Below are 24,417 nucleotides of genomic sequence, written 5' to 3' on the forward strand. Positions count from 1 at the left end.
TTCAGGCCTTTCCCATCTTTTCGAAAATCTTGTTCAGCTTTTCGTCCAGCGTCGCCGCGGTGAAAGGCTTCACCACGTAACCGTTGGCGCCGGCCTGGGCGGCCGCGATGATGTTTTCCTTCTTGGCTTCGGCGGTCACCATCAGCACCGGCAGGCTGGCCAGGGCGGGATCGGCGCGGATGTTCTGCAGCATGGTCAGGCCGTCCATGTTCGGCATGTTCCAGTCCGACACCACGAAGTCGAATTGCTCGCTGCGCAGCTTGGCCAGTCCCTGGACGCCGTCTTCGGCTTCGTCAACGTTGGCGTAACCCAGTTCCTTCAGCAGATTCTTCACGATGCGCCGCATCGTCGAAAAATCGTCAACAACTAAAAAACGCATCTTTGGATCAGCCATGAAATACTCCGTTGTTACTTTATCTGTATGTGTTGGTTGGACTTCGACACTGCGAAAGCAGGCCTAAGCATAGCATTTTTGTTGCTCTACGGCGATAAAACCGAGGGTTAAGACGCTCGCGCGGATCAAACACGCAACGCCCGGCCGCCCTGGGCGGCCAGCTGGCCCAGCACCATGCCCGGCAGGGCCGTCAGGGCGCCCACTTCATGGGCGGCACCGATGGCGATCGCCTCGCGCGGCATGCCGAACACGACACAGGAAGCCTCGTCCTGGGCGAAGTTGTAGGCGCCGGCCTGCTTCATTTCCAGCATGCCCTGGGCGCCGTCCTTGCCCATGCCGGTCAGGATCACCCCGACCGCATTCTTGCCCGCCGCCTGGGCGGCCGAACGGAACAGCACGTCCACCGAAGGCCGGTGGCGGTTCACCGGTTCGGTCTGCTCGATTTTGGTCATGTAGTTCGCGCCCGAACGAGACAGCAGCAAATGGGAGTGGCCCGGCGCAATATAAGCGTGACCGGGCAGCACGCGCTCGTTGCCCTGGGCTTCGCTGACGCTGATGCGGCACAGCGAGTCCAGGCGCTTGGCGAAGGAGCTGGTGAAACCTTCCGGCATGTGCTGGGCGATCAGGATGCCCGGGCAGTCGGACGGCATCTGCATCAGGAATTCGCGGATCGCCTCGGTGCCGCCGGTGGAGGCGCCGATGATGATCAGTTTTTCCGACGAGGTCAGGGGGCTGCGCAGCTGCGGCAGCGGCGCGCCCTGGCTCGGTGCATGCAGGGTGCGCGGCTTGATGCGGGCGCGCGCGGCGCCGCGGATCTTGTCGGTGATGAGTTCCGTGTACTCGCGCATCCCGGCCTGGATCGAGATCTTCGGCTTGGTGACGAAGTCCACCGCGCCCAGTTCCAGCGCGCGCATGGTGATCTCGGAACCGCGCTCGGTCAGCGAGGACACCATCAGCACCGGCATCGGGCGCAGGCGCATCAGCTTTTCGAGGAAGTCGAGGCCGTCCATCTTCGGCATCTCGACGTCGAGCGTGAGGACGTCGGGATTGACCCGCTTGATCAGTTCGCGCGCGACCAGCGGATCGGGGGCCACCCCGACCACTTCCATGTCGGGCTGGGAATTGACGATCTCGGTCATCACGCTGCGGATCAGGGCCGAGTCGTCGACGATCGCCACCTTGATCTTGTTCGTGGAATTCATGTGGGGCCCTTTCGTCAGAACAGGTCGATGTCGCCGCCGACCGGCGCGACCTTGAGGCGGCTGGCGTAATCGAGCTCGCGCTTCGCCAGCGTATCGTTATGGGTTTGCATCAGCTTCTTGACCAGCACCTTGCCGGTGCGCGGGAAGAAGTACACCTTGCGCGGGTAGATGTCGTTCAGGTCTTCGGCCAGCACCGGGATCCGTTCGGTCTTCAGGAACTGCATCACGAAGGAGGCGTTGCGCTCGCCGACGTTCATGGCCGAGAAGCCGCGCAGCACGGCGCCGCCGCCGAAGACCTTGGCTTCCAGGTGCTCGCGGCGGGCGCCCGCCTTCAGCAGGTCGTTGATCAGCACTTCCATTGCATAGGTCCCGTAGCGCATCGAGGCCGACACCGGGTTGCCGGGATCGCCGCCGTCCGGCAGCATGAAGTGGTTCATGCCGCCCAGCCCCCTGACGCGGTCGCGGATGCAGGCCGAGACGCAGGAGCCCAGCACCGTCACGATCAGCATGTCCTTCCCGGTGTAGTAGTACTCGCCGGGCAGGATCTTGGCAGCGTCGCAGTCGAAGGTGCGGTCGTAATAGACGTTGGTGGCGAATTGGCTGTTCGTATCCATGATAGGTACCGGAGTGTAGCGACGGTCAGCCGTGGCTCAGTTCATACACCGTCTTGCCGCGCAGGCGCAGCGAGTCGGACACATACAGGAAGTTCTCGGAGTGCCCGGCGAACAGCAGGGCGTCCGGCTTCATCAGGGGCACGAAGCGCGACAGGATCTTGCGCTGGGTGGCCTTGTCGAAATAGATCATCACGTTGCGGCAGAAGATCGCGTCGAACGGTCCCTTCAGGTCCCAGCCGTCGGCCAGCAGGTTGAGCGGGCGGAAGCTGACCAGCTGGCGCAGCTCGGGGCGCACCCGCACCAGGCCCTCCTGGGCGCCCTTCCCTTTCAGGAAGAAGCGGCGCAGGCGCGCGGTCTCGAGCTTCTCGACCCGTTCGATCGGATAGACGCCGGCGCCGGCGGTGGCCAGCACGTTGGTGTCGATGTCGGTGGCGATGATCGACACCGGCGGCGTGAGCGTGTCGAAGGCCTCGCACAGGGTCATCGCGATCGAGTACGGTTCTTCGCCGGTGGAGCTGGCCGAGCACCAGATCGTCAGCGGCCCGGCATGCCGGCGGCGCGCCTTGAGCGCGTGCTCGGCCAGCAGCGGGAAGTGATGGGCCTCGCGGAAGAACGAGGTCAGGTTGGTGGTCAGCGCATTCGTGAAGGCTTCCCACTCGTGCGGCATCCTTCCGGCTTCGAGGCCGTCGAGATAGCGCGAGAAGGACTCGATGCCGGTTGCGCGCAGGCGGCGCGCAAGCCGGCTGTAGACCATCTCCTGCTTGCTGTCGGCCAGCGAAATGCCGGCGCGCTGGTAGATCAGGCCGCGCACGCGCTCGAAGTCGGCGCGTGTGAACTCGAATTCCTTGCCTGTTTCCTGCTTGGTATGAAGCGGCACGTTATTACCTTTGGATCTGTAAAGACGAAGCTATCCCTGCGCCGCGAATCCGGTACCCTGTCGTACTCAGGCTGCCATCTTGTCGATCAGGCCCATTTCGCTGGACGACATCAGGCGGTCGATGTCGATCAGGATCAGCATGCGCTCGTCGACGGTGCCGAGGCCCATCAGGTAGTCGGAATTGAAGGCGGTGCCCATTTCCGGCGCCGGCTTGATCTGCTCCGGCATCAGGGTGGTGACGTCCGACACGCTGTCCACGACCATGCCCATGATGCGGCCGCCGATGTTCAGGATGATCACGACGGTGAACTGGTCGTAGGTCGGGGTGCCAAGGTTGAACTTGATGCGCATGTCCACCACCGGAATGATGATGCCACGCAGGTTGATTACGCCCTTGATGAATTCGGGGGCGTTGGCGATGCGGGTCACGGCTTCGTAGCCGCGGATCTCCTGCACTTTCAGGATGTCGATGCCGTACTCCTCGGAGCCGAGGGTGAAGGCGAGATATTCGCTGCCGCTGCCGTCGCGAGCGTCGGCCGGTTTGGTGGTCGGTTGAGTGGACATGTCGGTTCCTAGGTTCAGAGAGTTTTTATAAAACGACGGTATCGTCCGTCAGCTGACGCGACGAGCGCAGCAGCGCCGCCACGTCCAGGATCAGCGCCACGCCGCCATCGCCGAGGATGGTGGCGCCGGAGATCCCGGCCACCTTGCGGTAGTTGGATTCGAGGTTCTTCACCACGACCTGCTGCTGGCCGACCAGTTCGTCGACGAACAGCGCGGCCTTGCGGCCTTCGGTCTCGAGGATCACCAGGATGCCTTCGGCAGGATCGGTGAAGCAGGGCGCGATGTTGAACATCTGGTGCAGCGGAACCAGCGGCAGGTATTCGCCGCGCACCTTGACCACCCTGCCCTGGCCGGCGATCTCCTTGACGTCGCTTCGTGCCGGCTGCAGGGACTCGACCACGAAGCCGAGCGGCAGGATGTAGATCTCGTCGCCGCAGCGGATCGACATGCCGTCCAGGATCGCCAGCGTCAGCGGCAGCGAGATCAGGATGGTGGTGCCGAAGCCCTTGGCCGAGCGGATGTCGATGGTGCCGCCCATCTGGGTGATGTTGCGCTTGACGACGTCCATGCCGACGCCGCGGCCGGAGACGTCGGTGACGATTTCCGCGGTCGAGAAGCCCGGCGCGAAGATCAGCTGCCAGACGTCGGCGTCCGTCATGTTCTCCGACACCGCCAGGCCGTTCTCCCTGGCCTTGGCCAGGATCCGCTCGCGATTCAGGCCGCCGCCGTCGTCGGCCACCTCGATCACGATATTGCCGCCCTGGTGGGCGGCGGACAGGAACAGGCGGCCCGACTCCGATTTGCCGGCGGCCACGCGGGCGGCCGGCATCTCGATGCCGTGGTCGATCGAGTTGCGCACCAGGTGGGTCAGCGGATCGACGATGCGCTCGATCAGGCCCTTGTCCAGCTCCGTGGCGGCGCCGTTGGTGATGAAGTCGACCTTCTTGCCCAGCTTGGATGCGAGGTCGCGCACCATGCGCGGGAAGCGCGAGAACACGAAGTCCATCGGCATCATGCGGATCGACATCACCGCTTCCTGCAGGTCGCGGGTATTGCGGGTCAGCTGCGACACCGAAGCGAGCAGGCGCTGGTGGATCATCGGATCGAGGCCGTCGCTCCGCTGCTCGATCATGGCCTGGGTGATCACCAGTTCGCCGACCAGGTTGATCAGCTGGTCGACCTTCTCGATCGAGACGCGGATCGAGCTCGATTCGGCGTGCGCGTGGGCGGCGTCGGCGGCCTTCTTGGCGGCCTTCTTCTCCGAGGCCACCTCGATCGCTTCGAGCGCTTCCTGGCGGATCTGCACGGCAGGCAGGGGCGTCGCTTCGGCGACGATGCCGGCTTCGAGGCGGATCTGTTCGATCGGCTGGAAGAAGCCGTAGCCGCGCTCGTCGTCGGACTGCTCGACCTGCGGCGCATCGACCGGATCGGAGGGATCGAAGAAACCGTAGCCCTGCTCGTCCTCGATGCGGGCGCGTTCAAGGGCTTCGATGGCGCGCTGCTCCGGCGTCAGCGGCGGGGCCTCGAAGATCTTCAGGTCCTCGGGATTCAGCACGAACGAGCAGATCGCGACGATGTCGTCGAGCGATTCGTGGGTCATGATGATCAGGGCGCTGCGGCCGCCGGCCAGCGGCGTCACCGAGACGCGGCCCAGCAGGCCGAGTTCGTCGACCAGGGCGTCGACGTCGCGCTTGGGAATCTCCGGCAGCTCGATCTTGTAGCGGTGCGCGCCTTCGCGCACTTCCTGCTTCTGCTCGGCGTGCAGGAATGACGGCACGGTCGGCTGGTGGCTCGGCACGATGACGCCTTCGGACAGCTCGTGCAGCATCATGCGCACGTTGGCGACGGCTTCCTGGTCGACGAAGGCGCCGTTGCGGTGGCCGTCGAGCTGCATCTTGAGGATGTCCTTGGCGGCCAGGAAGGCGTCGAGGTGCTGGCTCGTGAGCGCCATCTCGCCCTTGCGGATGCGGTCCAGCAGCGACTCCAGCACGTGGGTCACTTCGCTCATGTCGTTCAGGCCGAAGGTCGAGGCCCCGCCCTTGATCGAGTGAGCGGTGCGAAAGATCGCATTCAGGTCTTCCGCGTCCGGCGCGGCGATATCGACGGCCAGCAGCAGACGCTCCTTCTCGGCGAGGAGTTCTTCCGCCTCGTCGAAAAAGACCTGGTAGAACTGGCTGATGTCGATGGTCATGATTGTCGCTTATCGCTTGTCGCTGATCGGCTTAGCCGATGACTTTCTTGACCACCTCGATCAGGCGCTGCGGATCGAAGGGCTTGACCAGCCAGCCGTTGGCGCCGGCGGCGCGGCCCTTCGATTTCATCTCGTCCGACGATTCGGTGGTGAGCATCAGGATCGGCACCTTCTGGTAGGTCGGCAGCGCGCGCAGCGACTTGATCAGCGTGAGGCCGTCCATCTTCGGCATGTTCTGGTCGGTCAGGACCAGGTCCACGGTCTGCTGCTTCGCCTTGTCCAGGCCATCCTGGCCGTCGACAGCCTCCACCACCTGGTAGCCGGCGGCCTTCAGGCTGAACGCCACCATCTGGCGCAGGGAACTGGAATCGTCAACCGCAAGAATCGTTTTTGCCATTTTCTGTGTGCTCCTCGGGGGGGAAGGGGTCAGAGCCCGGTTCTTCTTTTAAAGGGGCTCTGACCCCGAATTTCATAGTTATCGTTCGTTTAGCCAGATACGGTCAGAACAGCTCGACGTCGCCACTCTCCAAATGCCGCTGCTCCACCGACTTCCTCAACATGCTGCGCAGCTCGAGCGACTGGATCGCCAGCGCCATGCTGACCTTGCCAAGGCGCTCGACGATTTCCTCGCTGTGGCTGTCGGGCGCGATGTCGGCGCCGTGCTCGCCGAGCGTGGTCAGGAATTCGCGCAGGCCGGACACACGGCGCAGCGTGCGGTCGAGCAGCTGGCTGGTCATGTCCTGGAACTGCATGCTGGTGATCGCCGAGTTCACGTGCTGGCCGATCTCGCCCGACATGCCGGTCAGCTTCTCGCTTTCCTCGGCCGACGGGGCTTCGCCGGCCAGCAGGCGGTTGATGCTCTGCTGGCGCGCGTCGACCGCCTGGTGGATCGCCATGAAGCTGGAGGTGAGCTTCTCGACGGCTTCCTCGAGCAGCAGCGTGGTCTGCACCAGGTCGGTCTCGACCTCGTTCAGGTGGCGCCGACCGTGGTCGGACACGCCCGACAGCAGGCGCTTCACGTGTGACCCTAAAATCTTTTTTCTTGTCATTGAGTCCTCCAGTACACTCCGCGCCTTACTTCGCCGCCTGTTCCGGAGCCGCCATGGGACTGCGCCCCGCTGCCGCTGGCGCGTCGGGCCGCCGCCCGACGGGTGGCGCCATCCCGACACCCGTCGCCTGTGCCACCGCTTTCACGGCGCCGTCGGCATCGTCCGGCACGTCCAGCGAATTGCCGCCGTTGCCGCCGTTGCGCAGCACCGATTCCTCGGTGCGCTTGTTCATCACCAGGATGCTGATGCGGCGGTTGACCGGATTGAACGGATCTTTCGGATCGAGGTGGTTGGCGGCCGCCAGGCCGACCACGCGCAGCACCTTGGACTCGGCCAGGCCGCCGCGCACCAGTTCGCGGCGCGAGGCATTGGCACGGTCGGCCGACAGTTCCCAGTTGCTGTAGCCCGACTCGGTCTGGTAGGGCGTGGAATCGGTATGGCCCGACAGGCTGAGGCGGTTGGGTACGTCGTTCAGCACCAGCGCCAGCACGTCGAGGATGTCGCGGGTGTAGGGCTGCAGCTCGGCCTTGGCGCTCTCGAACATCGGGCGGTTCTTCTCGTCCACGATCTGGATGCGCAGGCCTTCGCTGGTGACGTCGAGCAGCAGCTGGTTCTTGTACTTCTTCAGGACCGGATTGGCGTCGATGGTCGCCTGGATGCGTTCCTTCAGCTTCTGCAGCTTGGCCGCTTCCTCGTGTTCCAGCGCGGCGCGCGCGGCCTTCAGGTCGTAGGTCTTCTTGTCGGCTTCGATCTCGCCCTTCTTGACCTGGCCGTTACGGCGCGTCAGGTCCTGGCCGCCGCCGCGCAGGATCGAAGCGCTGTCGCCGCTGCCCGAGCCGCCCTGCATGGCGACCTTCAGCGGGGTCTTGAAGTAGTTGGCGATGCCTTCCATGTCGCCCTTGGTGGTCGAGCCGAGCAGCCACATGAGCAGGAAGAAGGCCATCATCGCCGTCACGAAGTCGGCGTAGGCGATCTTCCAGGCGCCGCCGTGGTGTCCGTGGCCGCCCTTCTTGATCTTCTTGACGATGATTGGCCGCTGGCCTTCGTCCGCCATTACTTGCTCTTCGCTTTCTTGATGTGGTCTTCGAGCTCCGCGAAGGTCGGACGCTCGGTCGAGTACAGGACCTTGCGGCCGAATTCGACCGCCAGCGCCGGTGCATAGCCATTCAGGCTGGCCAGCAGGGTCACCTTCACGGTCTGGAACATCTTGGTCGACTCCTCCAGTTTCTGTTCCAGCAGGCTGGCCAGCGGACCGACGAAGCCGTAGGCCAGCAGGATGCCGAGGAAGGTGCCGACCAGCGCGTGCGCGATCAGCATGCCCAGCTCCGCCGGCGGCGCGCCGACCGATTCCATGGTGTGCACCACTCCCATCACCGCGGCCACGATACCGAAAGCCGGCAGGCCGTCGCCGAGCTTGGCGATGCACTGGGCCGGGACGTGGCCCTCATGATGGTGGGTCTCGATCTCGTTGTCCATCAAGTTCTCGATCTGGAAGGCATCCATGTTGCCGGAAACCATCAGACGCAGGTAATCGGTGATGAATTCGACGATATGGTGGTCGGCCAGCACCATCGGATACTTCGAGAACACCGGGCTCTGCTCCGGGGTCTCGATGTCGCCTTCGATCGACATCAGGCCTTCCTTGCGGACCTTGGACAGCACGTCGAACATCAGCGACATCAGCTCCATGTACATCTCGCGCGTGTACTTCGAGCCCTTGAACAGGGTCGGGATCGCTTTCATGGTGGCCTTCACGGCCTTCGGGGTATTCCCGACGAAGAAAGCGCCCAGAGCGGCGCCGGCGATCATCAGCACTTCGAGCGGCTGCATGAGCGCAGCCACATGGCCGCCGCTCAGGACGAAACCGCCAATCACGGACGCGACGACTATGACGTAACCAACAATGACAAACACGGGACTCCCGTTCTGTGAAGCCGGGGACGTGCCCGGTTGAAATATTTACGTAGGGAACTAGATTAGCTTGAGAATGAACTACGGGCAAGTAAAAGTGCCGGGAATGTGGCTCAAAAGTGCCAAATGTAAAGAATTTTCCTGCTATCGCCAGTTACAAGGCGCTGCTCGGGCTCGCGCCCGGCAATAGTAAATTCGTAACTGATAAGTACACTGCCGGGACGCATTTCGGCCGCGGCCTTGCGCCACAGGGCGTCCATGGCGGCCGGCGACAGGTAGGCGAAGACCACGTCGAAATTGCCGAAATTGAGGTTTTCGTAATCGCCGCGCAGGAAACGCGCCCGGCTTCCCGCCAGCCTGGCGCGCAGGCTGCTGGCCAGCCAGGGCAAGGGCGCAAGCTCGATGCCAGTGACTTCGCAGTCGGGACGGCGGCCCGCCAGCTCCAGCACCAGGCCGCCGAGGCCGCTGCCGATGTCGACGATCCGCAGCGGCCGGTCGGCCGGCAACTGCGCGGCAACCGCATCCCAGACCCGGCGTCCGGACGGGTAGTACGGCACCTGGGTGCGGAAGGTCGACCAATATAGAAGGAGCAGGAACAGGAACACGGCCAGGAAGGCCGCCGGCGGCAGGGCCAGGGCGTCGGCGCCCTGCCGCGCCAGCAGCAGGGCTGGCGGAAACTGGAACTGGATGGCGCGCCACCAGCTCGCCAGCCCGGCGCGCCAGGACAGCAGCGCCGCCCAGGCGCCCTGGACCAGGGTCACGCCGAACAGGGACAGCGGCATGCCGGCCCGCGCCAGCAGCCACACCGTGGCCAGCATCAGGGGGAAGGCAAGGATTTGCAGCAGCAGCGCGCGGATGGCGGGGGCGCGCCGGATCCGGCGCGAGGCGGCGGCGCTCACCGGGAGAAACGGATCAGGCGGCGGCGAGCGCGGCGGCGTCCTTGGCCTTGCGGGTCTTGCCGGCGCGCGAAGGCATGTGGCACAGGCCGCACTGGTAGTCGTTATTCAGGTCTAGCGCATTGACCACGTACTTGCCCTTGCATTTCGAGCAAGGCGCCAGCACCAGCATGCCACCCTGGAAGAAGCGCACCAGGGTCCAGGCGCGGGTCAACGACAGCAGCGGCTCTTCGCCCGGCTCCGGCGGCATCTGTTCCAGGTAGAGCTTGTAGGCCTTCATCACGGCATGGACGCCGGTGGCGTTGGCGTGCTCGACCAGGAACTTGTAGATATTGATGTACAGCGAGGAGTGGATGTTCGGCTGCCAGGTCAGGAACCAGTCGGTCGAGAACGGCAGCATGCCCTTCGGCGGCGACACGCCCTTCAGTTCCTTGTACAGCTTGAGCAGGCGCTCGCGCGACAGCGAGACTTCGCTTTCCAGCAGTTGCAGGCGGGCGCCGAGCTGGATCAGTTCGATGGCCAGCTGGATTTCCTGGGCTTCCGAGACTACGCTTTTTTTGCTCATGACTTACTCACTCCTGGTGGCTTCAAATCGGGGTCAGAGCCTCAAAAAAGCAAGTTCGGGCTCTGACTCCAGCGCTAACTCTGCTCTACCCCGGTGCTAACCAGGTAGCGGGGGGCCGGGCAGCGGGGAGGTTTAGGCGATTTCTTCTGCAGGCTGGCCGGCCATCAGGATGGCGGCGTGCGACTGCGCCAGGGCGCGGTCCTTGCTGTGGCTGGTGAGCATCGACAGGATGGCGGTGTCGTCGAAGCGGAAGCGGGCCAGCATCATGTTGCCGCCGGCGAGCTTCAGGATCTGGGCGTTGCTCATGCCTTCGATCAGGTCGGCGATGTCGGCCGAGATGCCGAGGCGGAAAATTGCGGTGACCTTGTCGGCGCGAATCATCTGCTGGGCGAGCATCAGGTAGCTCAGGTTAGCATCACGAATTTCAGCCATCATGTCGTTCGCAGTCATTTCCATCTCTCCGGTGTGATCTATCTGGTCGGCGGTTTGTGTTGCCGTTGAGATAGATTCTGACTGTGAGGAAACTTTTAGTGTATTGGAGAGTGTCTGTATTTTTCGTCCGGCAAAGACGAAGACGACCCGTAGGAGTTTGTCTGACAAACCCTCCCGGATCGGGGTCGCGCCCCTATGAAAACGGGCGGATGTAGATGTTCAATAAATCGGCCTTCTCGGGCCAGTCGACGCCGAGAAGAATCTGCGTCTGTGTTGGTTAACGTCAACCGTTTTGGGAACTTTAGGGTCGAATCAAAATATTTTTCGACTTTTTTACTGCCTCAAGTCCCTCTACAGACCGTTATCGGATGGCTTTTCGAGAACTTTAGGCTTTTTCGCAAAAAAAATTTTCGACCGAATCGCGGGCATCTGGATGAGTTATCGGACGGGTTTCGGGGAACTTTAGGGTTCTCGCGAAAATTTTTTTGATCATGCATTTCTTGCTACACTGCCGGCTTCGCGCATTCATTCCTATATACGCATGCCCGCACCTACACTCTGGGATATCAGCCCGACGATTTCGGCCGGCATCCCGGTCTGGCCCGGCGACACCCCTTTCGAGGCCAGCCCCACCTGGGAAATCCGGGATGGCTGCCCGGTCCATGTCAGCCGCATGACCATGACCACCCACCTCGGCGCCCACACCGACGCGCCATCCCATTACGATCCGACGGGCCGCAGCATCGACGCCGTCGAACTCACGCCTTATCTCGGCCCTTGCCGGGTCATCCACTGCGTCGGCGTCAAGACGGTGAGGCCGGAGGACATCGAAGCCCGGCTGGACGGCACGCCTCCCCGGGTGCTGCTGCGTACCTACGCCAGCGCGCCCCGGCAGGCCTGGGACCCGGCCTTTCCGGCCATCGCCCCCGAGACCATCGCCCTGCTGGCCGCCAGGGGCGTGGTCCTGGTCGGCACCGACGCCGCCTCGCTCGACCCGCAGGACTCGAAAACCCTGGACGCCCACCACGCGGTGCGCCGCCACGGCCTGGCGATCCTCGAAGGCGTGGTGCTGGACGAGGTGCCGCCCGGCGACTATGAATTGATCGCCCTGCCCCTGAAACTGGCCGGCATGGATGCCAGCCCGGTACGCGCGATCCTGCGCGCCCTGCCCGCCACGGAGAACGCATGAACACTAAAGTATCGATATCCTCGCGCGCCGATTGCGCCGCCCTCGACGCCCAGGATCCGCTGGCGCGGCTGCGCGACCGCTTCGAACTGCCCGACGGCGTGATCTACCTGGACGGTAATTCGCTGGGTGCCCGTCCGCGCGCATCCCTGGCCCGTGTCCACGAGGTGGTGGCCCTGGAATGGGGCCAGGACCTGATCAAGAGCTGGAACACCGCCGGCTGGTTCGACCTGCCCAAGCGCCTCGGCGACCGCCTCGCCCCGCTCATCGGCGCGCATGTCGGCGAAGTCGTGGTCACCGACACCACCTCGCTGAACCTGTTCAAGGCGCTGGCCGCCGCGCTGGAGATCCAGCGCCGGAAAGCGCCGGAACGCAAGCTCATCGTCACCGAGCGCAGCAACTTCCCGACCGACATCTATATGGCGGACGGCCTGGCGCGCTGGCTCGACCGCGGCTATTCGATCCGCCTGGTGGACAGCGTGGAAGAGATCGCGGCCGCGGTGGACGCCGACTGCGCGGTCCTGATGCTGACCCACGTGAACTACCGCACCGGCTGGCAGCACGACATGGCGGCCTTGACCCGGCACGCCCAGGAAGCCGGCGCGCTGGCGGTTTGGGACCTGGCCCACTCGGCCGGCGCGGTCCCGCTCGACCTGCACGGCGCCGGGGCCGATTTCGCGGTCGGCTGCACGTATAAATACCTGAACGGCGGCCCCGGGGCCCCGGCCTTCATCTGGGTGCCGCAGCGCCACCAGGCGGCCTTCAGCCATCCGCTGACCGGCTGGTGGAGCCATGCGGCGCCATTCGCGATGTCGCACGGCTTCACGGCGGCGGACGGCATCGGCCGCGCCCTGTGCGGCACCCAACCGGTGACCTCGCTGGCCATGGTCGAGTGCGGACTGGAGATCTTCGAAGAGACCGACATGCAGGCCATCCGCGCCAAGTCGCTGGCCCTGACCGACCTCTTCATCGCCCTGGTCGAAGCGCGCTGCGCGAAACACCCGCTCGGCCTGGTGACCCCGCGCGAGCATGCGCGCCGCGGCAGCCAGGTCAGCTTCACCCACCCGCAAGGCTATGCGGTGATGCAGGCCCTGATCGAGCGCGGCGTGATCGGCGACTACCGCGAGCCGGAGATCATGCGCTTCGGCTTCACGCCGCTGTACACGCGCTACGCCGACGTCTGGGATGCGGTCGAGATCCTGCGCGACATCCTCGACAACGAGAGCTACGACGCCCATGCGGCGCGCGGCGCGGTGACCTGAAGGAGCCGACATGGACGATCAAAAGAAAGCCGAGTGGCATGGCGCGAAAATGGACTTCAAGGAGTCCATGAGCTACGGCGACTACCTGGGCCTGAACCAGATCCTGAGCGCCCAGCACCCGCTGTCGCCGAACCACAACGAGATGCTGTTCATCATCCAGCACCAGACCAGCGAGCTGTGGATCAAACTGATGCTGCACGAACTGCAGGCGGTGCGCGAACAGATCCGCAAGGATGAACTGCCGCCGGCCTTCAAGATGCTGGCCCGGGTGGCGCGCATCATGGACCAGCTGGTGCATGCCTGGGACGTGCTGGCCACCATGACCCCACCCGAGTACAGCGCGATCCGCCCCTACCTGGGCGCGTCGAGCGGCTTCCAGTCCTTCCAGTACCGCGAACTGGAATTCATCCTCGGGAACAAGAACGCCAGCATGCTGGCGGTGCACCAGGTCATGCCCGAGCACCACGCCCTGCTCGAACGCGAGCTGCACGCGCCCTCGATCTACGACGAGGCGGTGCGGCTGCTGGCGCGTTCGGGCCTGCCGGTCTCGCAGGCGCGCCTGGATGTCGATCCGACCCAGCCGACCGTCCACGACGACTCGGTGCTGGCGGCCTGGCTCGAGGTCTACCGCGACCCCGAACACCACTGGGCCCTGTACGAGCTGGCCGAGAAGCTGGTCGACATGGAGACCGCCTTCCGCACCTGGCGCTTCCGCCACGTGTCGACGGTGGAGCGCATCATCGGCTTCAAGACCGGCACCGGCGGCACCGCCGGCGTCAGCTACCTGCGCAAGATGCTCGACGTGGTATTGTTCCCGGAACTGTTTGCACTGAGGACCGCCTTATGAAATGCGACATCCTGATCGTGGCCGGCCTCTGGAACTCGGGCCCGCAGCACTGGCAGACCCACTGGGAAGGCAAGTACTCGAAATGGGAACGGGTCGCCCACCGCGACTGGAACAACCCGCAACGCGATGAGTGGGTGGCGGAGCTGGATGCCGCGATCGCGGCCTGCGAAGGCCGGCCCATCCTGGTCGCCCACAGCCTGGGCTGCATGCTGGTGGCGCAGTGGGCGCAATGGGCCTGCCTCCAGGCCGGCTCGCCGCTGAGGATCGCCGGCGCCTTCCTGGTGGCGCCCAGCGACGTCGAAGCGCCCTCCTATCCGGCCGCCGCGAACGGCTTCACGCCGATCCCGATGCAGGCGCTGCCCTTCCCTTCGATGGTCGTGGCCAGCACCAACGACGAATACCTGCACATCGAACGCGCGCGCGCCTTTGCCGGCGCCTGGGGCAGCAGGCTGGTGGAGATCGGCGACGCGGGACACATCAACGGCGCCAGCGGCTACGGGCCGTGGCCGGAGGGCGAGCGGATGCTGGAGGACTTCTGCTCGACATTGCACCCCTGAGCGCCGCCCCGGCCGTGAAGGCCGGGCTGGACAAGCCGTTTTCGCTTTACCTCGACCTGGTCCGCATCCTGGCCGCCTGCGCGGTCGTGATGGCCCACTTCGGCTATTTCCGTATCTTCGACGACTACCAGATCGCCCATGTCGCCGACCTCGGGCGCGAAGCCGTGATCGCCTTCTTCGTGCTGTCCGGCTTCGTGATCGCCTACAGCGCCGAGCAACGCAACCCCTCGCTGGGCGACTACGTCAGGGCCCGCTGTGCGCGCCTGTATTCGGTGGTACTGCCGATGCTGGCGCTGGCCTTCGGCCTGGCGGCGCTGGCCATCAAGCTGCTCCACCTGCCGGTAAACGGCGCCTACCAGCTGCACAAGCCCTGGCTCTACATCCCCTTCCACCTGCTGTTCCTGGGCGAACTGTGGAGCTTCGTCGAGGTGCCGCCCTGGCTGGTACCCTACTGGTCGCTGAACTACGAAGCCTGGTACTACGTGCTGTTCGGCGCGATGCACTACCTGAAGGGACACCGGCGCCTGCTGGGCCTGGCCGTGCTTGCCCTGATGGGTCCCAGGCTGTGGCTGCTGCTGCCGCTGTGGCTGTCCGGGGTCTTCCTGTACCGCTGGCAGAAGACGCAGGTCATCCCGCGCGGTATCGCCCGCGCCGGCTGGGCCGTCACGCTGCTGCTGGCGGCCCTGTGGACCTGGTACGACCCGGAACAGCGGCTGCGGCTGGTGGCGCGCGCCGCCTGGCCCTTCCCCGGCATCCGCATGGGCAGCGCCGACCGCGTACTGTCCGACTATCTGGTGGCGATCCTGGTACTGGCGAATTTCGCCTGCGCACGCCACGCCGGCTTCACCCGGCTGCTGGGCGCCGCACGGACCATCCGCTTCGTGTCGGCGCACACCTTCACGCTCTACCTCTCGCACAGCCTGGTGATCTGCGCCTGCCAGGCGCTGCTCACCTTCCGGCGCGGCGATCCGGCCGTGCTGCTGGGGCTCGCGCTGGCGATCGCGGCGACGGCGGCCGTGCTGCAGCCGCTGACCGACGCGCTGCAGCGCCGCCTCCGAAAGTAAAAAAAGGCCGGGCATCGCTGCACCGGCCGTTTTCATGATGCTCGACTGATTACTTCGCGGTCGCCAGCAGCATCTCGTTCAGGCGCTTCACGAACGAAGCCGGATCGCTCAGGTTGCCGCCCTCGGCCAGCATGGCCTGGTCGAACAGGATGTGGGCCCAGTCGCCGAAGCGCGCCTGGTCCGCGTCTTCGTACTTCAGGCGCGTCACCAGCGGGTGGTTCGGGTTGATCTCGAGGATGGGCTTCGACTCCGGCGCGTCCTGGCCGGCCGCCTTCAGCATGCGCACCAGGTTGGCCGACAGCTCGTGCTCGTCCGCCACCAGGCAGGCCGGCGAGTCGGTCAGGCGGAACGTCACGCGCACGTCCTTGGCCTTATCCGCCAGCGCGCCCTTCATCTTCTCGACCAGGTCCTTGTACTGGGTCTCGGTCTCTTCGTGTTCCTTCTTCTCGGCCTCGTCTTCCAGCTTGCCCAGGTCCAGGCCGCCCTTGGCGACCGACACCAGTTCCTTGCCGTCGAAGTCGTTCAGGAAGGACAGCATCCACTCGTCGACGCGGTCGGTCAGCAGCAGCACTTCCACGCCCTTCTTGCGGAAGATCTCCAGGTGCGGGCTGTTCTTCGCCGCGGTGTAGCTGTCGGCGGTGACGTAGTAGATCTTCTCCTGGCCTTCCTTCATGCGCGACACGTAGTCGGCAAAGGACACGGTCTGCTCGCTGGAGTCGGTATTCGTCGAGGCGAAGCGCAGCAGCTTGGCGATGCGGTCCTTGTTGGTGGCGTCCTCGCCGATGCCCTCCTTCAGCACCTGGCCGAACTCCTTCCAGAAGGTCGCGTATTTATCCTTGCCTTCCTGCTCGTCCGAATTCGCCATCTCTTCCAGCATGCCCAGCACGCGCTTGGTCGAGCCTTCGCGGATCACGCGCACGTCGCGCGACTCCTGCAGGATTTCGCGCGAGACGTTCAGCGGCAGGTCGTTCGAGTCGATCACGCCCTTCACGAAGCGCAGGTAGACCGGCATCAGCTGCTCGGCGTCGTCCATGATGAACACGCGCTTCACGTACAGCTTGATGCCGCCGCGCTTGTTGCGGTCCCACAGGTCGAAGGGCGCGTGGCTCGGCACGTACAGCAGCTGGGTGTATTCGCTGCGGCCTTCGACGCGGTTGTGGGTGTATGCCAGCGGCGCCTGGAAGTCGTGCGAGATGTGCTTGTAGAACTCCTCGTACTGCTCCTTGGTGATGTCCGACTTCGAGCGGGCCCACAGCGCCGAGGCCTGGTTCACGGTCTCGAATTCGTCCTTGACGACGGTTTCCTTCTTCTCTTCGTCCCACTCTTCCTTCTTCATCACGATCGGCAGGGAGATGTGGTCCGAGTACTTGCGGATGATGGACTTCAGCTTCCACGACGACAGCAGCTCGTCCTCGCCTTCGCGCAGGTGCAGGATGATGTCGGTGCCGCGGCTGGTCTTCTCGATCGCTTCGATCGTGTAGTCGCCTTCGCCGGTCGATTCCCAGCGCACCGCCTCGGAAGCCGGGCTGCCTGCGCGGCGGGTCTCGACGGTGACGCGGTCGGCCACGATGAAGGCCGAGTAGAAGCCCACGCCGAACTGGCCGATCAGGGCGGCGTCCGCCTGCTGGTCGCCGGACAGCTTGCTGAAGAATTCCTTGGTGCCCGACTTGGCGATGGTGCCCAGGTGCGAGATCACCTCGTCACGGCTCATGCCGATGCCGTTGTCCGAGATCGTGATGGTTTTCGCTTCCTTGTCGAACAAGACCTTGATCTTCAGTTCGTGATCGTTGCCGTACAGGGCATCGTTGTTGATCGCCTCGAAGCGCAGCTTGTCGGCGGCGTCGGAGGCGTTCGAGATCAGTTCGCGCAAGAAGATTTCCTTGTTCGAATACAAGGAGTGAATCATCAGTTGCAGCAGCTGTTTTACTTCTGCTTGGAAGCCAAGGGTTTCTTTTTCGGCAACAGCCATCTTATGTCCTCGTTATGTTCAGGGGTTAAACAGACCGGGACGATATTGGGATACGAATAAGGATTTCAAGAGTCATTTTTAAAGAGAAAGATTTGGCGGCAAGAAGCGGGATGCGGGCGGCATGCCTTACCGCCTACGGTTGTTATGCACTGCGCATAGAGCGCGCCTGACTGCGAAAAACCTCGCTGTTGGATATCTTTTTCTCGACTTCGTACGACAGTCGTCATACCGTATCGAAAATTCCGAAAATATTTTGGCCTGGCGATGTCGAAACCGGGCCGCATGCTTCGTCGTAGTGATAGCAGGCCCCAAAACAACCGGATAAGGAGATCCATCATGCAAGAACAGGTACGTGCCATCCCCGAAGGCTTCCACACCGTCACGCCCCACCTCGTGTGCGCCGGCGCGGCCGCGGCGCTGGAGTTCTACAAGAAAGCCTTCGGCGCCACCGAGATCGGCCGCATGCCCGGCCCCGGCGGCAAGATCATGCACGCCGAGATCCGCATCGGCGACTCGCGCGTCATGCTGGCCGACGACTTTCCCGACTGGGGCAGCAACGGTCCGCTGGCCCTGAAAGGCACCCCGGTCTTCATCCACCTGTACGTGAACGATGCCGACGCGACCTGGCAGCAGGCGGTGGCGGCCGGCGCCAAACCCGTCATGCCGATGGCAGACATGTTCTGGGGCGACCGCTACGGCCAGGTCGAAGACCCCTTCGGCCACCGCTGGTCGATCGCGACCCACAAGCGCGACATGACGCCCGAGCAGATGCAGGAAGAGATGCAGAAGGCGATGCAGCAGAGCCAGGGCTGCGGCGACCAGCAGGGAGCGCAGCAATGAAATTCATGGTGATCGTCAAGGCCAATGCCGACACCGAGGCCGGCGTCATGCCCACCCGACAGCAGCTTGCCGAGATGGGCCAGTTCAACGAAGAACTGGTCAAGGCCGGCGTGCTGCTGGCCGGCGAAGGCCTGCACCCGACCAGCAGGGGCGCGCGCATCGTCTTCGACGGCGACAAGCGCACCGTGGTCGACGGTCCATTCACCGAGTCCAAGGAGCTGATTGCCGGCTTCTGGATCATCGAGGTCAGCTCGAAGCAGGAAGCGATCGAGTGGATGCGGCGCTGCCCGAATCCCTACGGCGGGAAGCCGGGCAACATCGAGATCCGCCAGATCTTTTCTGCCGAGGATTTCGGCGACGCGCTCACACCCGAGCTGCGCGAACAGGAAGAGCGCCGGCGCGAGCAGGCCGCGGCGCGCTGAGGAGACGATGATGCAGTTCATGGTCATCCGCAAGGCCGACGAGGCCACCGAAGCGGGCGCGCCGCCGTCCGCCCAGGGCCTCGCCGACATGGAGCAATTCAACCAGGCGCTGGCGGACCAGGGCCGGCTGGGGCTGGCCCTGGGCCTGCGCCCCAGCAGCCGCGCCGTGCGCCTGAAGCTGGGTCCGGGCGTCGACACCGTCACCGACGGCCCCTTCGCCGAGGCCAAGGAACTGGTGGCCGGCTTCACGGTGTTCGAGGCGGCGTCGAAGGAAGCCGCGATCGAGCAGCTGAAGCGCTGGCCGCAGAGCGACGTGCAGCCGACCGGCGAAGCGGTGCTGGAACTGCGCGAGACCGGCTGCCCGGGCGGCTGCGCCCAGGTCACGCCGGCCGACGACGATGGCGACCGGCGCTACGTCATCCTCCTGCGTTCGGACGAAGGCACGGAGCGCGACCGCATCCCGCCGCAGCAGATGCTCGACGACCTGAACGCCTTCAACGCGGCGCAGGCGGCACAGGGCAGGCTGCTGGCCGGCGACGGCCTGAAGTCCAGCGCACGCGGCGCCCGCCTCCATTTCAAAGGCGGCAAGACGGACGTCATCGACGGCCCTTTCGCGGAAGCCAAGGAGCTGATCGCCGGCTTCTGGATGATCCGGGCCGGCTCGATGGCGGATGCGATCGCCTGGGCGCGCACCCTGCCCTATCCGACCGGCCCGCATGTCGAAGTCGAGATCCGCGAAGCGATGACGCTCGACGACCTCGCGCCGGCCATGGACGACGAGCAGCGCCGCGCCGACGCCAGCCTGCGCGCCGAACAGCTCGACGCCGCCCTGCGCAAGGTATCCGTGCAGGCATGAGCGGAAGCGACATCGGCCGCGTCGTCGAAGCGGTCTGGCGCATGGAGTCGGCGCGCATCGTCGGCGCGCTGACACGCATGCTGCGTGACGTCGGTATCGCCGAGGAGCTGGCCCAGGACGCCATGCTGCAGGCGCTGGAAAGCTGGCCGTCCGGCGGCGTACCGGACCGGCCGGGCGCCTGGCTGATGCAGGTGGCCAAGCACCGCGCCCTCGACCACCTGCGCCACGCCAGCATGCGCGCCGGAAAGGAGGGCGAGCTGTCGTGGGAGATGGACGAACAGCTGCGCGACGGCCAGCGCCAGCCCGACGAGCTGGCCGAACTGGCGCAGATGGCGGACAACGAGATCGACGACGACGTGCTGCGCCTGATCTTCGTCTCCTGCCATCCGGTGCTGTCCGGCGAGGCGCGCGCGGCGCTCACCCTCAAGCTGATCGGCGGCCTGTCGACCGCCGAGATCGCGCGCGCCTTCCTGGTGCCGGAAGCCACGGTGGCCCAGCGCATCGTGCGCGCCAAGCGCACCCTGGCGGAGGCCAGGGTGCCCTTCGAGGTGCCGCGCGGCGAAGAACGCAAGCCGCGCCTGGCCTCGGTGCTGCAGGTGATCTACCTGATCTATAACGAAGGCTATTCCGCCAGCGCCGGCGCCGACTGGCTGCGGCCGGGCCTGTGCCGCGAGGCGCTGCGCCTGGGCCGGGTGCTGGCCGAGCTGGCCCCCGAGGAAGGCGAAGTGCACGGCCTGGTCGCGCTGATGGAGATCCAGTCCTCGCGCGAGCGCGCCCGCACCGGCCCGAACGGCGAACCGGTGCTGCTGCTGGACCAGGACCGCAGCCGCTGGGACCGGCTCCTGATCGGGCGCGGCCTGGCGGCGCTGGAGCGCGCCGGCCGCCTGGGCAGCCTCGGCCCCTACGGCCTCCAGGCCGCGATCGCCGCCTGCCATGCGCGCGCGCTGACGGCGGACGCCACCGACTGGGCCGGCATCGCCGCGCTGTACGACGCCCTGGCCGCCCTGCTGCCCTCGCCCATCGTCGAACTGAACCGCGCGGTGGCGCTGGGCATGGCCTACGGCCCGGCCGAGGGCCTGGCGCTGGCCGACCAGCTGCTGGACGAACCGCGGCTGGCCAACTACCACCTGCTGCCCAGCGTGCGTGGCGACCTGCTGGCCAAACTGGGCCGCCACGCCGAGGCGCGCGCCGAATTCGAACGCGCCGCCGGCCTCACGCAGAACGAGCGCGAACGCAGACTGCTGCTGGCGCGGGCGCGCGACGAGAAGGTCCGCATCGGTGAGTGATCCCGTCTACTTCGACGATGCCGGCGCCTTCCGTGCCTGGCTGGCCGCGCACGCGCACGAAGCGGCGGAACTGCTGGTCGGCTTCCACAAGGTCGGCAGCGGCCGCCCCAGCATGAGCTGGTCCGAATCGGTCGACCAGGCCCTGTGCTACGGCTGGATCGACGGCGTGCGCAAGCGCGTCGACGATGAACGCTACACGATCCGCTTCACGCCGCGAAAGCCCGGCTCGATCTGGAGCGCGGTCAACATCGACAAGGTGGCGACGCTGAGGGAGCAGGGCCTGATGGCGCCGGCCGGCGAGGCCGCCTTCGCGCGCCGTTCCGAGGAGCGTTCGCGCGTGTACTCGCACGAGCGGGAAACGCCGGCCGAACTTTCCACCGCCGAGCTGGCGCGCTTCCGCGAACAGCCGGCCGCCTGGACCTATTTCGACGGCTGCCCGCCCGGCTACCGCCGGCGCGTGCTGCACCAGATAACGAGTGCGAAAAGGCCCGAAACCCGCGCCGCCCGCCTGGAGCGGCTGGTCGACGCCTGCGCGGCGGGCCGCCGGCTCTAAAGGTATGGCATGATGGAGGCTTCGTCCTCCTCCTGCACACCTCATGCGCGTACTCATCATCGAAGACGACCCGGCCATCGCAGCCAATCTTTACGATTACCTCGAAGCCTCGGGCTATACCCCGGAACATGCGGCCGACGGCGTGACCGGCCTGCATCATGCGGTCAGCGCCCAATGGAGCGCGATCCTGCTCGACGTCGCCCTGCCCGGCATGGACGGCTTCACCCTGTGCCGCAAGCTGCGCGAGGAAGCGCGCCGCGACACCCCGGTCCTGATGCTGACGGCGAAAGACACGCTGGACGACAAGCTGGAAGGCTTCGGCCACGGCGCCGACGATTACCTGGTCAAGCCGTTTTCGCTGAAGGAAGTCGGCGCGCGGCTGTCGGCGCTGATCAAGCGCCACAATGGCCAAGTCGTTCCGGGCGCGCTGCGCTGCGGGGACATCACCCTCGACCCGCGCACGCTGGAGGTGGAACGCGCCGGCCGGCCGATCCGGCTGCCGCGCAAATGCCTGCACCTGCTGCAGCTGCTGATGGCCACTCCGGGCCAGGTCCTGCGCCGCGCCGAACTCGAAACCGCCGTGTGGGGCGAGATGCTGCGCGACAGCGACACCCTGCGCGCGCACATGCACACCCTGCGCCGCGCCCTGACCGCCGAGGGCGAGCCCAACCCGATCGAGACCATACACGGCATCGGCTACCGCATCGGCGCCGGCAATCCCTACGATGCGCCTTAGCCTGCGGCTGAAGGTCGCGCTGGCGCTGTTCGCCGCCTGCGTGGTGCTGCTGGTCATGCAGGCGATCGGCATACGCGTCATGGCCGAAGGGCAGGAAGAACGCCTGATCAACGCGATCATCGAGGACGACATGCGCAACCTGCTGCAGTCCTGGCGCGACGAACCGGGAACCCTGCCCCCGCTCGATCCGAAGGTGGGCGCGCGGGTCTCGGCGGAAGGCGGCGCCTGGTTTACGCTGCCGCCGTCGCTGGCCACGCTGCCGGAAGGCGTGCACGAAGTCATGATGGATGGACATGAGGTCCATCTGGCGGTGACGCACTTCGGCAGCGAAAGAGTGGTGCGCGCCTACGACTACAGCGTCTACGAAAGGCACTTCAAGAACGGCATGAACATGCTGATGTTCGCCACCGCGCTGTTCGCCCTGCCGACGGTCTGGCTGGCCTACTGGCTGTCCGGGCTGCTGGTGCGGCAGGTCGGCGGCCTGGCGCGCCAGGTGAAGGACTTGCGCTCCGGCGCCGCCTCCGCGATCGATCCCGCCAGCTATGACGAGCGCGAAGTGGCCGGGCTGGCCGAAGCCGTCAACGACTACCACTGCCGCATGGCTGCGATGGTCGAGCGGGAGAAGGAGTTCACCGCCAACGTCAGCCACGAGCTGCGCACCCCGCTCACCCGGATCCGCACCAGCTGCGAGCTGCTGGAGCCGGTGGCCGGCGCGCTCGACGCCAAGTCGCGCCAGCGCCTGCTGCAGATCGAGCAGGCGGCCGAGGACATGCATGCCCTGGTCGAGTGCCTGCTCGCCCTCGCGCGCGACGAGACCGGGACCGTGGGTCCGCCGGTCCGGCTCGCGGAGCTCGTCGGCGCCATCGTCGAGCGCTACGCCGAGCGGCTGGAAAAGCAGGCGGCGCGCATCGTCGTCGACGTCGCCGCGGACGCATGCATCCATGCCAACGCGCCGGCCCTCGGCATCGTGCTGTCCAACCTGGTCGACAATGCCTTGCGTCACACGGAAGATGGCGAGATCCGCATCGCCTACCGCGACGGCACGCTGTCGGTCGACGACACCGGATCCGGCATCGCCGCGGATGCCCTTCCCCACGTTTTTGAACGTTTCTATCGCGCACCGGGCGGACGCGGCGACGGCTTCGGCATCGGCCTGGCGATCGTGAAGAAGATCTGCGAGCGCTGCGGCTGGCAAATCGAGGTTCATAGCGCCGAAGGCGCAGGCACCCATGTGCTGCTCGGCCTGAAAGGATCCTGACAGCATGGATTTCACGAAAAATTCACTATTTATTCACGAATTCTTCACGGGCGATTGTTTATGATGAGCGCCCCGGCGCGCCGTACTACAATTGCACACGCCGCGCCACCGCATCACCGCGACAATTTGAAAGCTAGCACATGAAAAAAGTCCTCATCCTCGGCGTCAACGGCTTCATCGGCCACCACCTGTCCAAGCGCATCCTCGAGACCACCGACTGGGAAGTCTACGGCATGGACATGAACTCCGAGCGCATCGGGGATCTTCTCGCGAATGAAGAATATGCGTCGCGCATGCACTTCTTCGAAGGCGACATCACGATCAACAAGGAATGGGTCGAGTACCACGTCAAGAAGTGCGACGTGATCCTGCCGCTGGTCGCCATCGCCACGCCCTCGACCTATGTGCGGCAGCCGCTGCGCGTGTTCGAACTCGACTTCGAAGCCAACCTGCCGATCGTGCGCTCGGCCGCCAAGTACGGCAAGCACCTGGTGTTCCCGTCGACCTCGGAAGTCTACGGCATGTGCCACGACGAGGAATTCGATCCGGAGAATTCGGAGCTGGTCTACGGCCCGATCAACAAGCCGCGCTGGATCTACGCCTGCTCGAAACAGCTGATGGACCGCGTGATCTGGGGCTACGGCATGGAAGGCTTGAACTTTACCCTGTTCCGCCCCTTCAACTGGGTCGGCGCCGGCCTGGATTCGATCCACACCCCGAAGGAAGGCTCCTCGCGCGTGCTGACCCAGTTCTTCGGCCACATCGTGCGCGGCGAGACCATCTCGCTGGTCGACGGCGGCCACCAGAAGCGCGCCTTCACCTATATCGATGACGGCATCGAGGCCCTCATGAAGATCATCGAGAACAAGGACGGCAAGGCCAGCGG

The 24,417-nt window shown here is 65.2% G+C and carries 27 protein-coding genes; 13 read left to right on the plus strand and 14 right to left on the minus strand.

Annotation, left to right across the window (positions count from 1 at the left end):
• Position 1 precedes the first annotated feature (1 nt).
• The 13 genes from cheY to flhD form a co-directional block, all read right to left on the minus strand.
• Entirely contained in the window at positions 2 to 394 is a 393-nt protein-coding gene (gene cheY / locus AB4Z32_RS24330; RefSeq protein ID WP_442124442.1) for a chemotaxis response regulator CheY, read from the minus strand.
• Positions 395 to 519: 125 nt separating this feature from the next.
• Positions 520 to 1,596, minus strand: coding sequence for a protein-glutamate methylesterase/protein-glutamine glutaminase (locus AB4Z32_RS24335; protein ID WP_442124443.1), 1,077 nt, complete (start codon positions 1,594 to 1,596; stop codon positions 520 to 522).
• 14 nt (positions 1,597 to 1,610) lie between these two features.
• Positions 1,611 to 2,210, minus strand: coding sequence for a chemoreceptor glutamine deamidase CheD (gene cheD, locus AB4Z32_RS24340; RefSeq protein ID WP_442124444.1), 600 nt, complete (start codon positions 2,208 to 2,210; stop codon positions 1,611 to 1,613).
• A gap of 25 nt (positions 2,211 to 2,235) precedes the next feature.
• Positions 2,236 to 3,087: a CheR family methyltransferase gene (locus tag AB4Z32_RS24345; protein ID WP_442124445.1), complete on the minus strand. Its 852-nt coding sequence runs from the start codon at positions 3,085 to 3,087 to the stop codon at positions 2,236 to 2,238.
• A 66-nt stretch (positions 3,088 to 3,153) separates the two neighbouring features.
• Positions 3,154 to 3,651: a chemotaxis protein CheW gene (locus AB4Z32_RS24350; protein ID WP_442124446.1), complete on the minus strand. Its 498-nt coding sequence runs from the start codon at positions 3,649 to 3,651 to the stop codon at positions 3,154 to 3,156.
• Positions 3,652 to 3,676: 25 nt separating this feature from the next.
• A complete protein-coding gene (gene cheA, locus AB4Z32_RS24355; RefSeq protein WP_442124447.1) occupies positions 3,677 to 5,842 on the minus strand; it encodes a chemotaxis protein CheA in 2,166 nt (721 codons plus the stop codon).
• 31 nt (positions 5,843 to 5,873) lie between these two features.
• On the minus strand, positions 5,874 to 6,239 hold the full coding sequence (locus AB4Z32_RS24360; protein ID WP_442124448.1) for a response regulator: 366 nt from the start codon (positions 6,237 to 6,239) through the stop codon (positions 5,874 to 5,876).
• 103 nt (positions 6,240 to 6,342) lie between these two features.
• Positions 6,343 to 6,891, minus strand: coding sequence for a chemotaxis protein (locus AB4Z32_RS24365; protein ID WP_442124449.1), 549 nt, complete (start codon positions 6,889 to 6,891; stop codon positions 6,343 to 6,345).
• Positions 6,892 to 6,916: 25 nt separating this feature from the next.
• Complete coding sequence (gene motB, locus AB4Z32_RS24370) at positions 6,917 to 7,945, minus strand: flagellar motor protein MotB (RefSeq protein WP_442124450.1); 1,029 nt, start codon at positions 7,943 to 7,945, stop codon at positions 6,917 to 6,919.
• Positions 7,945 to 8,805, minus strand: coding sequence for a flagellar motor stator protein MotA (gene motA, locus AB4Z32_RS24375; RefSeq protein ID WP_442124451.1), 861 nt, complete (start codon positions 8,803 to 8,805; stop codon positions 7,945 to 7,947). The genes motB and motA overlap by 1 nt, the downstream gene beginning before the upstream one ends.
• Positions 8,806 to 8,915: 110 nt before the next feature.
• Positions 8,916 to 9,701: a class I SAM-dependent methyltransferase gene (locus AB4Z32_RS24380; RefSeq protein WP_442124452.1), complete on the minus strand. Its 786-nt coding sequence runs from the start codon at positions 9,699 to 9,701 to the stop codon at positions 8,916 to 8,918.
• A 13-nt stretch (positions 9,702 to 9,714) separates the two neighbouring features.
• Positions 9,715 to 10,263 carry a flagellar transcriptional regulator FlhC gene (flhC, locus tag AB4Z32_RS24385; protein WP_442124453.1) on the minus strand — a complete coding sequence of 183 codons (549 nt, stop codon included), beginning with the start codon at positions 10,261 to 10,263 and terminating at the stop codon, positions 9,715 to 9,717.
• Between the two features lie 132 nt (positions 10,264 to 10,395).
• Entirely contained in the window at positions 10,396 to 10,713 is a 318-nt protein-coding gene (gene flhD, locus AB4Z32_RS24390; RefSeq protein ID WP_047826184.1) for a flagellar transcriptional regulator FlhD, read from the minus strand.
• Between the two features lie 523 nt (positions 10,714 to 11,236).
• Between flhD and kynB the strand changes: the two genes are divergently transcribed.
• From kynB to AB4Z32_RS24415, 5 genes are read left to right on the plus strand one after another with little or no spacing between them, the layout of a single operon-like run.
• A complete protein-coding gene (gene kynB / locus AB4Z32_RS24395; RefSeq protein ID WP_442124454.1) occupies positions 11,237 to 11,884 on the plus strand; it encodes an arylformamidase in 648 nt (215 codons plus the stop codon).
• Positions 11,881 to 13,143 (plus strand): kynureninase, encoded by a 1,263-nt coding sequence (gene kynU / locus AB4Z32_RS24400; protein ID WP_442124455.1) that lies wholly within the window; start codon positions 11,881 to 11,883, stop codon positions 13,141 to 13,143. Before kynB ends, kynU begins: the two co-directional genes overlap by 4 nt.
• A gap of 10 nt (positions 13,144 to 13,153) precedes the next feature.
• The gene (gene kynA, locus AB4Z32_RS24405) at positions 13,154 to 13,990 is read left to right on the plus strand and encodes a tryptophan 2,3-dioxygenase (RefSeq protein ID WP_442124456.1); all 837 of its coding nucleotides are present in this window, start codon (positions 13,154 to 13,156) and stop codon (positions 13,988 to 13,990) included.
• On the plus strand, positions 13,987 to 14,547 hold the full coding sequence (locus AB4Z32_RS24410; protein ID WP_442124457.1) for an RBBP9/YdeN family alpha/beta hydrolase: 561 nt from the start codon (positions 13,987 to 13,989) through the stop codon (positions 14,545 to 14,547). The genes kynA and AB4Z32_RS24410 overlap by 4 nt, the downstream gene beginning before the upstream one ends.
• Positions 14,548 to 14,561: 14 nt before the next feature.
• Positions 14,562 to 15,611 carry an acyltransferase family protein gene (locus AB4Z32_RS24415; protein ID WP_442124458.1) on the plus strand — a complete coding sequence of 350 codons (1,050 nt, stop codon included), beginning with the start codon at positions 14,562 to 14,564 and terminating at the stop codon, positions 15,609 to 15,611.
• 49 nt (positions 15,612 to 15,660) lie between these two features.
• Here the strand turns inward: AB4Z32_RS24415 and htpG are convergent, their stop codons facing one another.
• Complete coding sequence (htpG, locus tag AB4Z32_RS24420) at positions 15,661 to 17,580, minus strand: molecular chaperone HtpG (RefSeq protein ID WP_442124459.1); 1,920 nt, start codon at positions 17,578 to 17,580, stop codon at positions 15,661 to 15,663.
• Positions 17,581 to 17,916: 336 nt separating this feature from the next.
• Here htpG and AB4Z32_RS24425 point away from each other — a divergent pair, with 336 nt between their 5' ends.
• The 8 genes from AB4Z32_RS24425 to AB4Z32_RS24460 all read left to right on the plus strand — a co-directional run.
• A complete protein-coding gene (locus tag AB4Z32_RS24425) occupies positions 17,917 to 18,420 on the plus strand; it encodes a VOC family protein (RefSeq protein ID WP_442124460.1) in 504 nt (167 codons plus the stop codon).
• Positions 18,417 to 18,842, plus strand: coding sequence for a YciI family protein (locus AB4Z32_RS24430; protein WP_442124461.1), 426 nt, complete (start codon positions 18,417 to 18,419; stop codon positions 18,840 to 18,842). Before AB4Z32_RS24425 ends, AB4Z32_RS24430 begins: the two co-directional genes overlap by 4 nt.
• 7 nt (positions 18,843 to 18,849) lie before the next feature.
• Entirely contained in the window at positions 18,850 to 19,698 is an 849-nt protein-coding gene (locus AB4Z32_RS24435) for a YciI family protein (RefSeq protein ID WP_442124462.1), read from the plus strand.
• The gene (locus tag AB4Z32_RS24440; RefSeq protein WP_442124463.1) at positions 19,695 to 20,984 is read left to right on the plus strand and encodes an RNA polymerase sigma factor; all 1,290 of its coding nucleotides are present in this window, start codon (positions 19,695 to 19,697) and stop codon (positions 20,982 to 20,984) included. The genes AB4Z32_RS24435 and AB4Z32_RS24440 overlap by 4 nt, the downstream gene beginning before the upstream one ends.
• A complete protein-coding gene (locus AB4Z32_RS24445) occupies positions 20,977 to 21,537 on the plus strand; it encodes a YdeI/OmpD-associated family protein (RefSeq protein WP_442124464.1) in 561 nt (186 codons plus the stop codon). Before AB4Z32_RS24440 ends, AB4Z32_RS24445 begins: the two co-directional genes overlap by 8 nt.
• Before the next feature lie 43 nt (positions 21,538 to 21,580).
• Positions 21,581 to 22,273, plus strand: a complete 693-nt coding sequence (locus tag AB4Z32_RS24450; RefSeq protein WP_442124465.1) for a response regulator transcription factor — start codon at positions 21,581 to 21,583, stop codon at positions 22,271 to 22,273.
• Positions 22,263 to 23,531: a sensor histidine kinase gene (locus tag AB4Z32_RS24455; RefSeq protein ID WP_442124466.1), complete on the plus strand. Its 1,269-nt coding sequence runs from the start codon at positions 22,263 to 22,265 to the stop codon at positions 23,529 to 23,531. Before AB4Z32_RS24450 ends, AB4Z32_RS24455 begins: the two co-directional genes overlap by 11 nt.
• A gap of 140 nt (positions 23,532 to 23,671) precedes the next feature.
• A partial coding sequence (locus AB4Z32_RS24460; protein ID WP_442124467.1) for a bifunctional UDP-4-keto-pentose/UDP-xylose synthase occupies positions 23,672 to 24,417 on the plus strand: 746 nt, incomplete at its 3' end.

Source organism: Massilia sp. 2TAF26, assembly GCF_052115005.1.
In the GTDB taxonomy this organism is placed as follows: Bacteria; Pseudomonadota; Gammaproteobacteria; order Burkholderiales; family Burkholderiaceae_D; genus Telluria.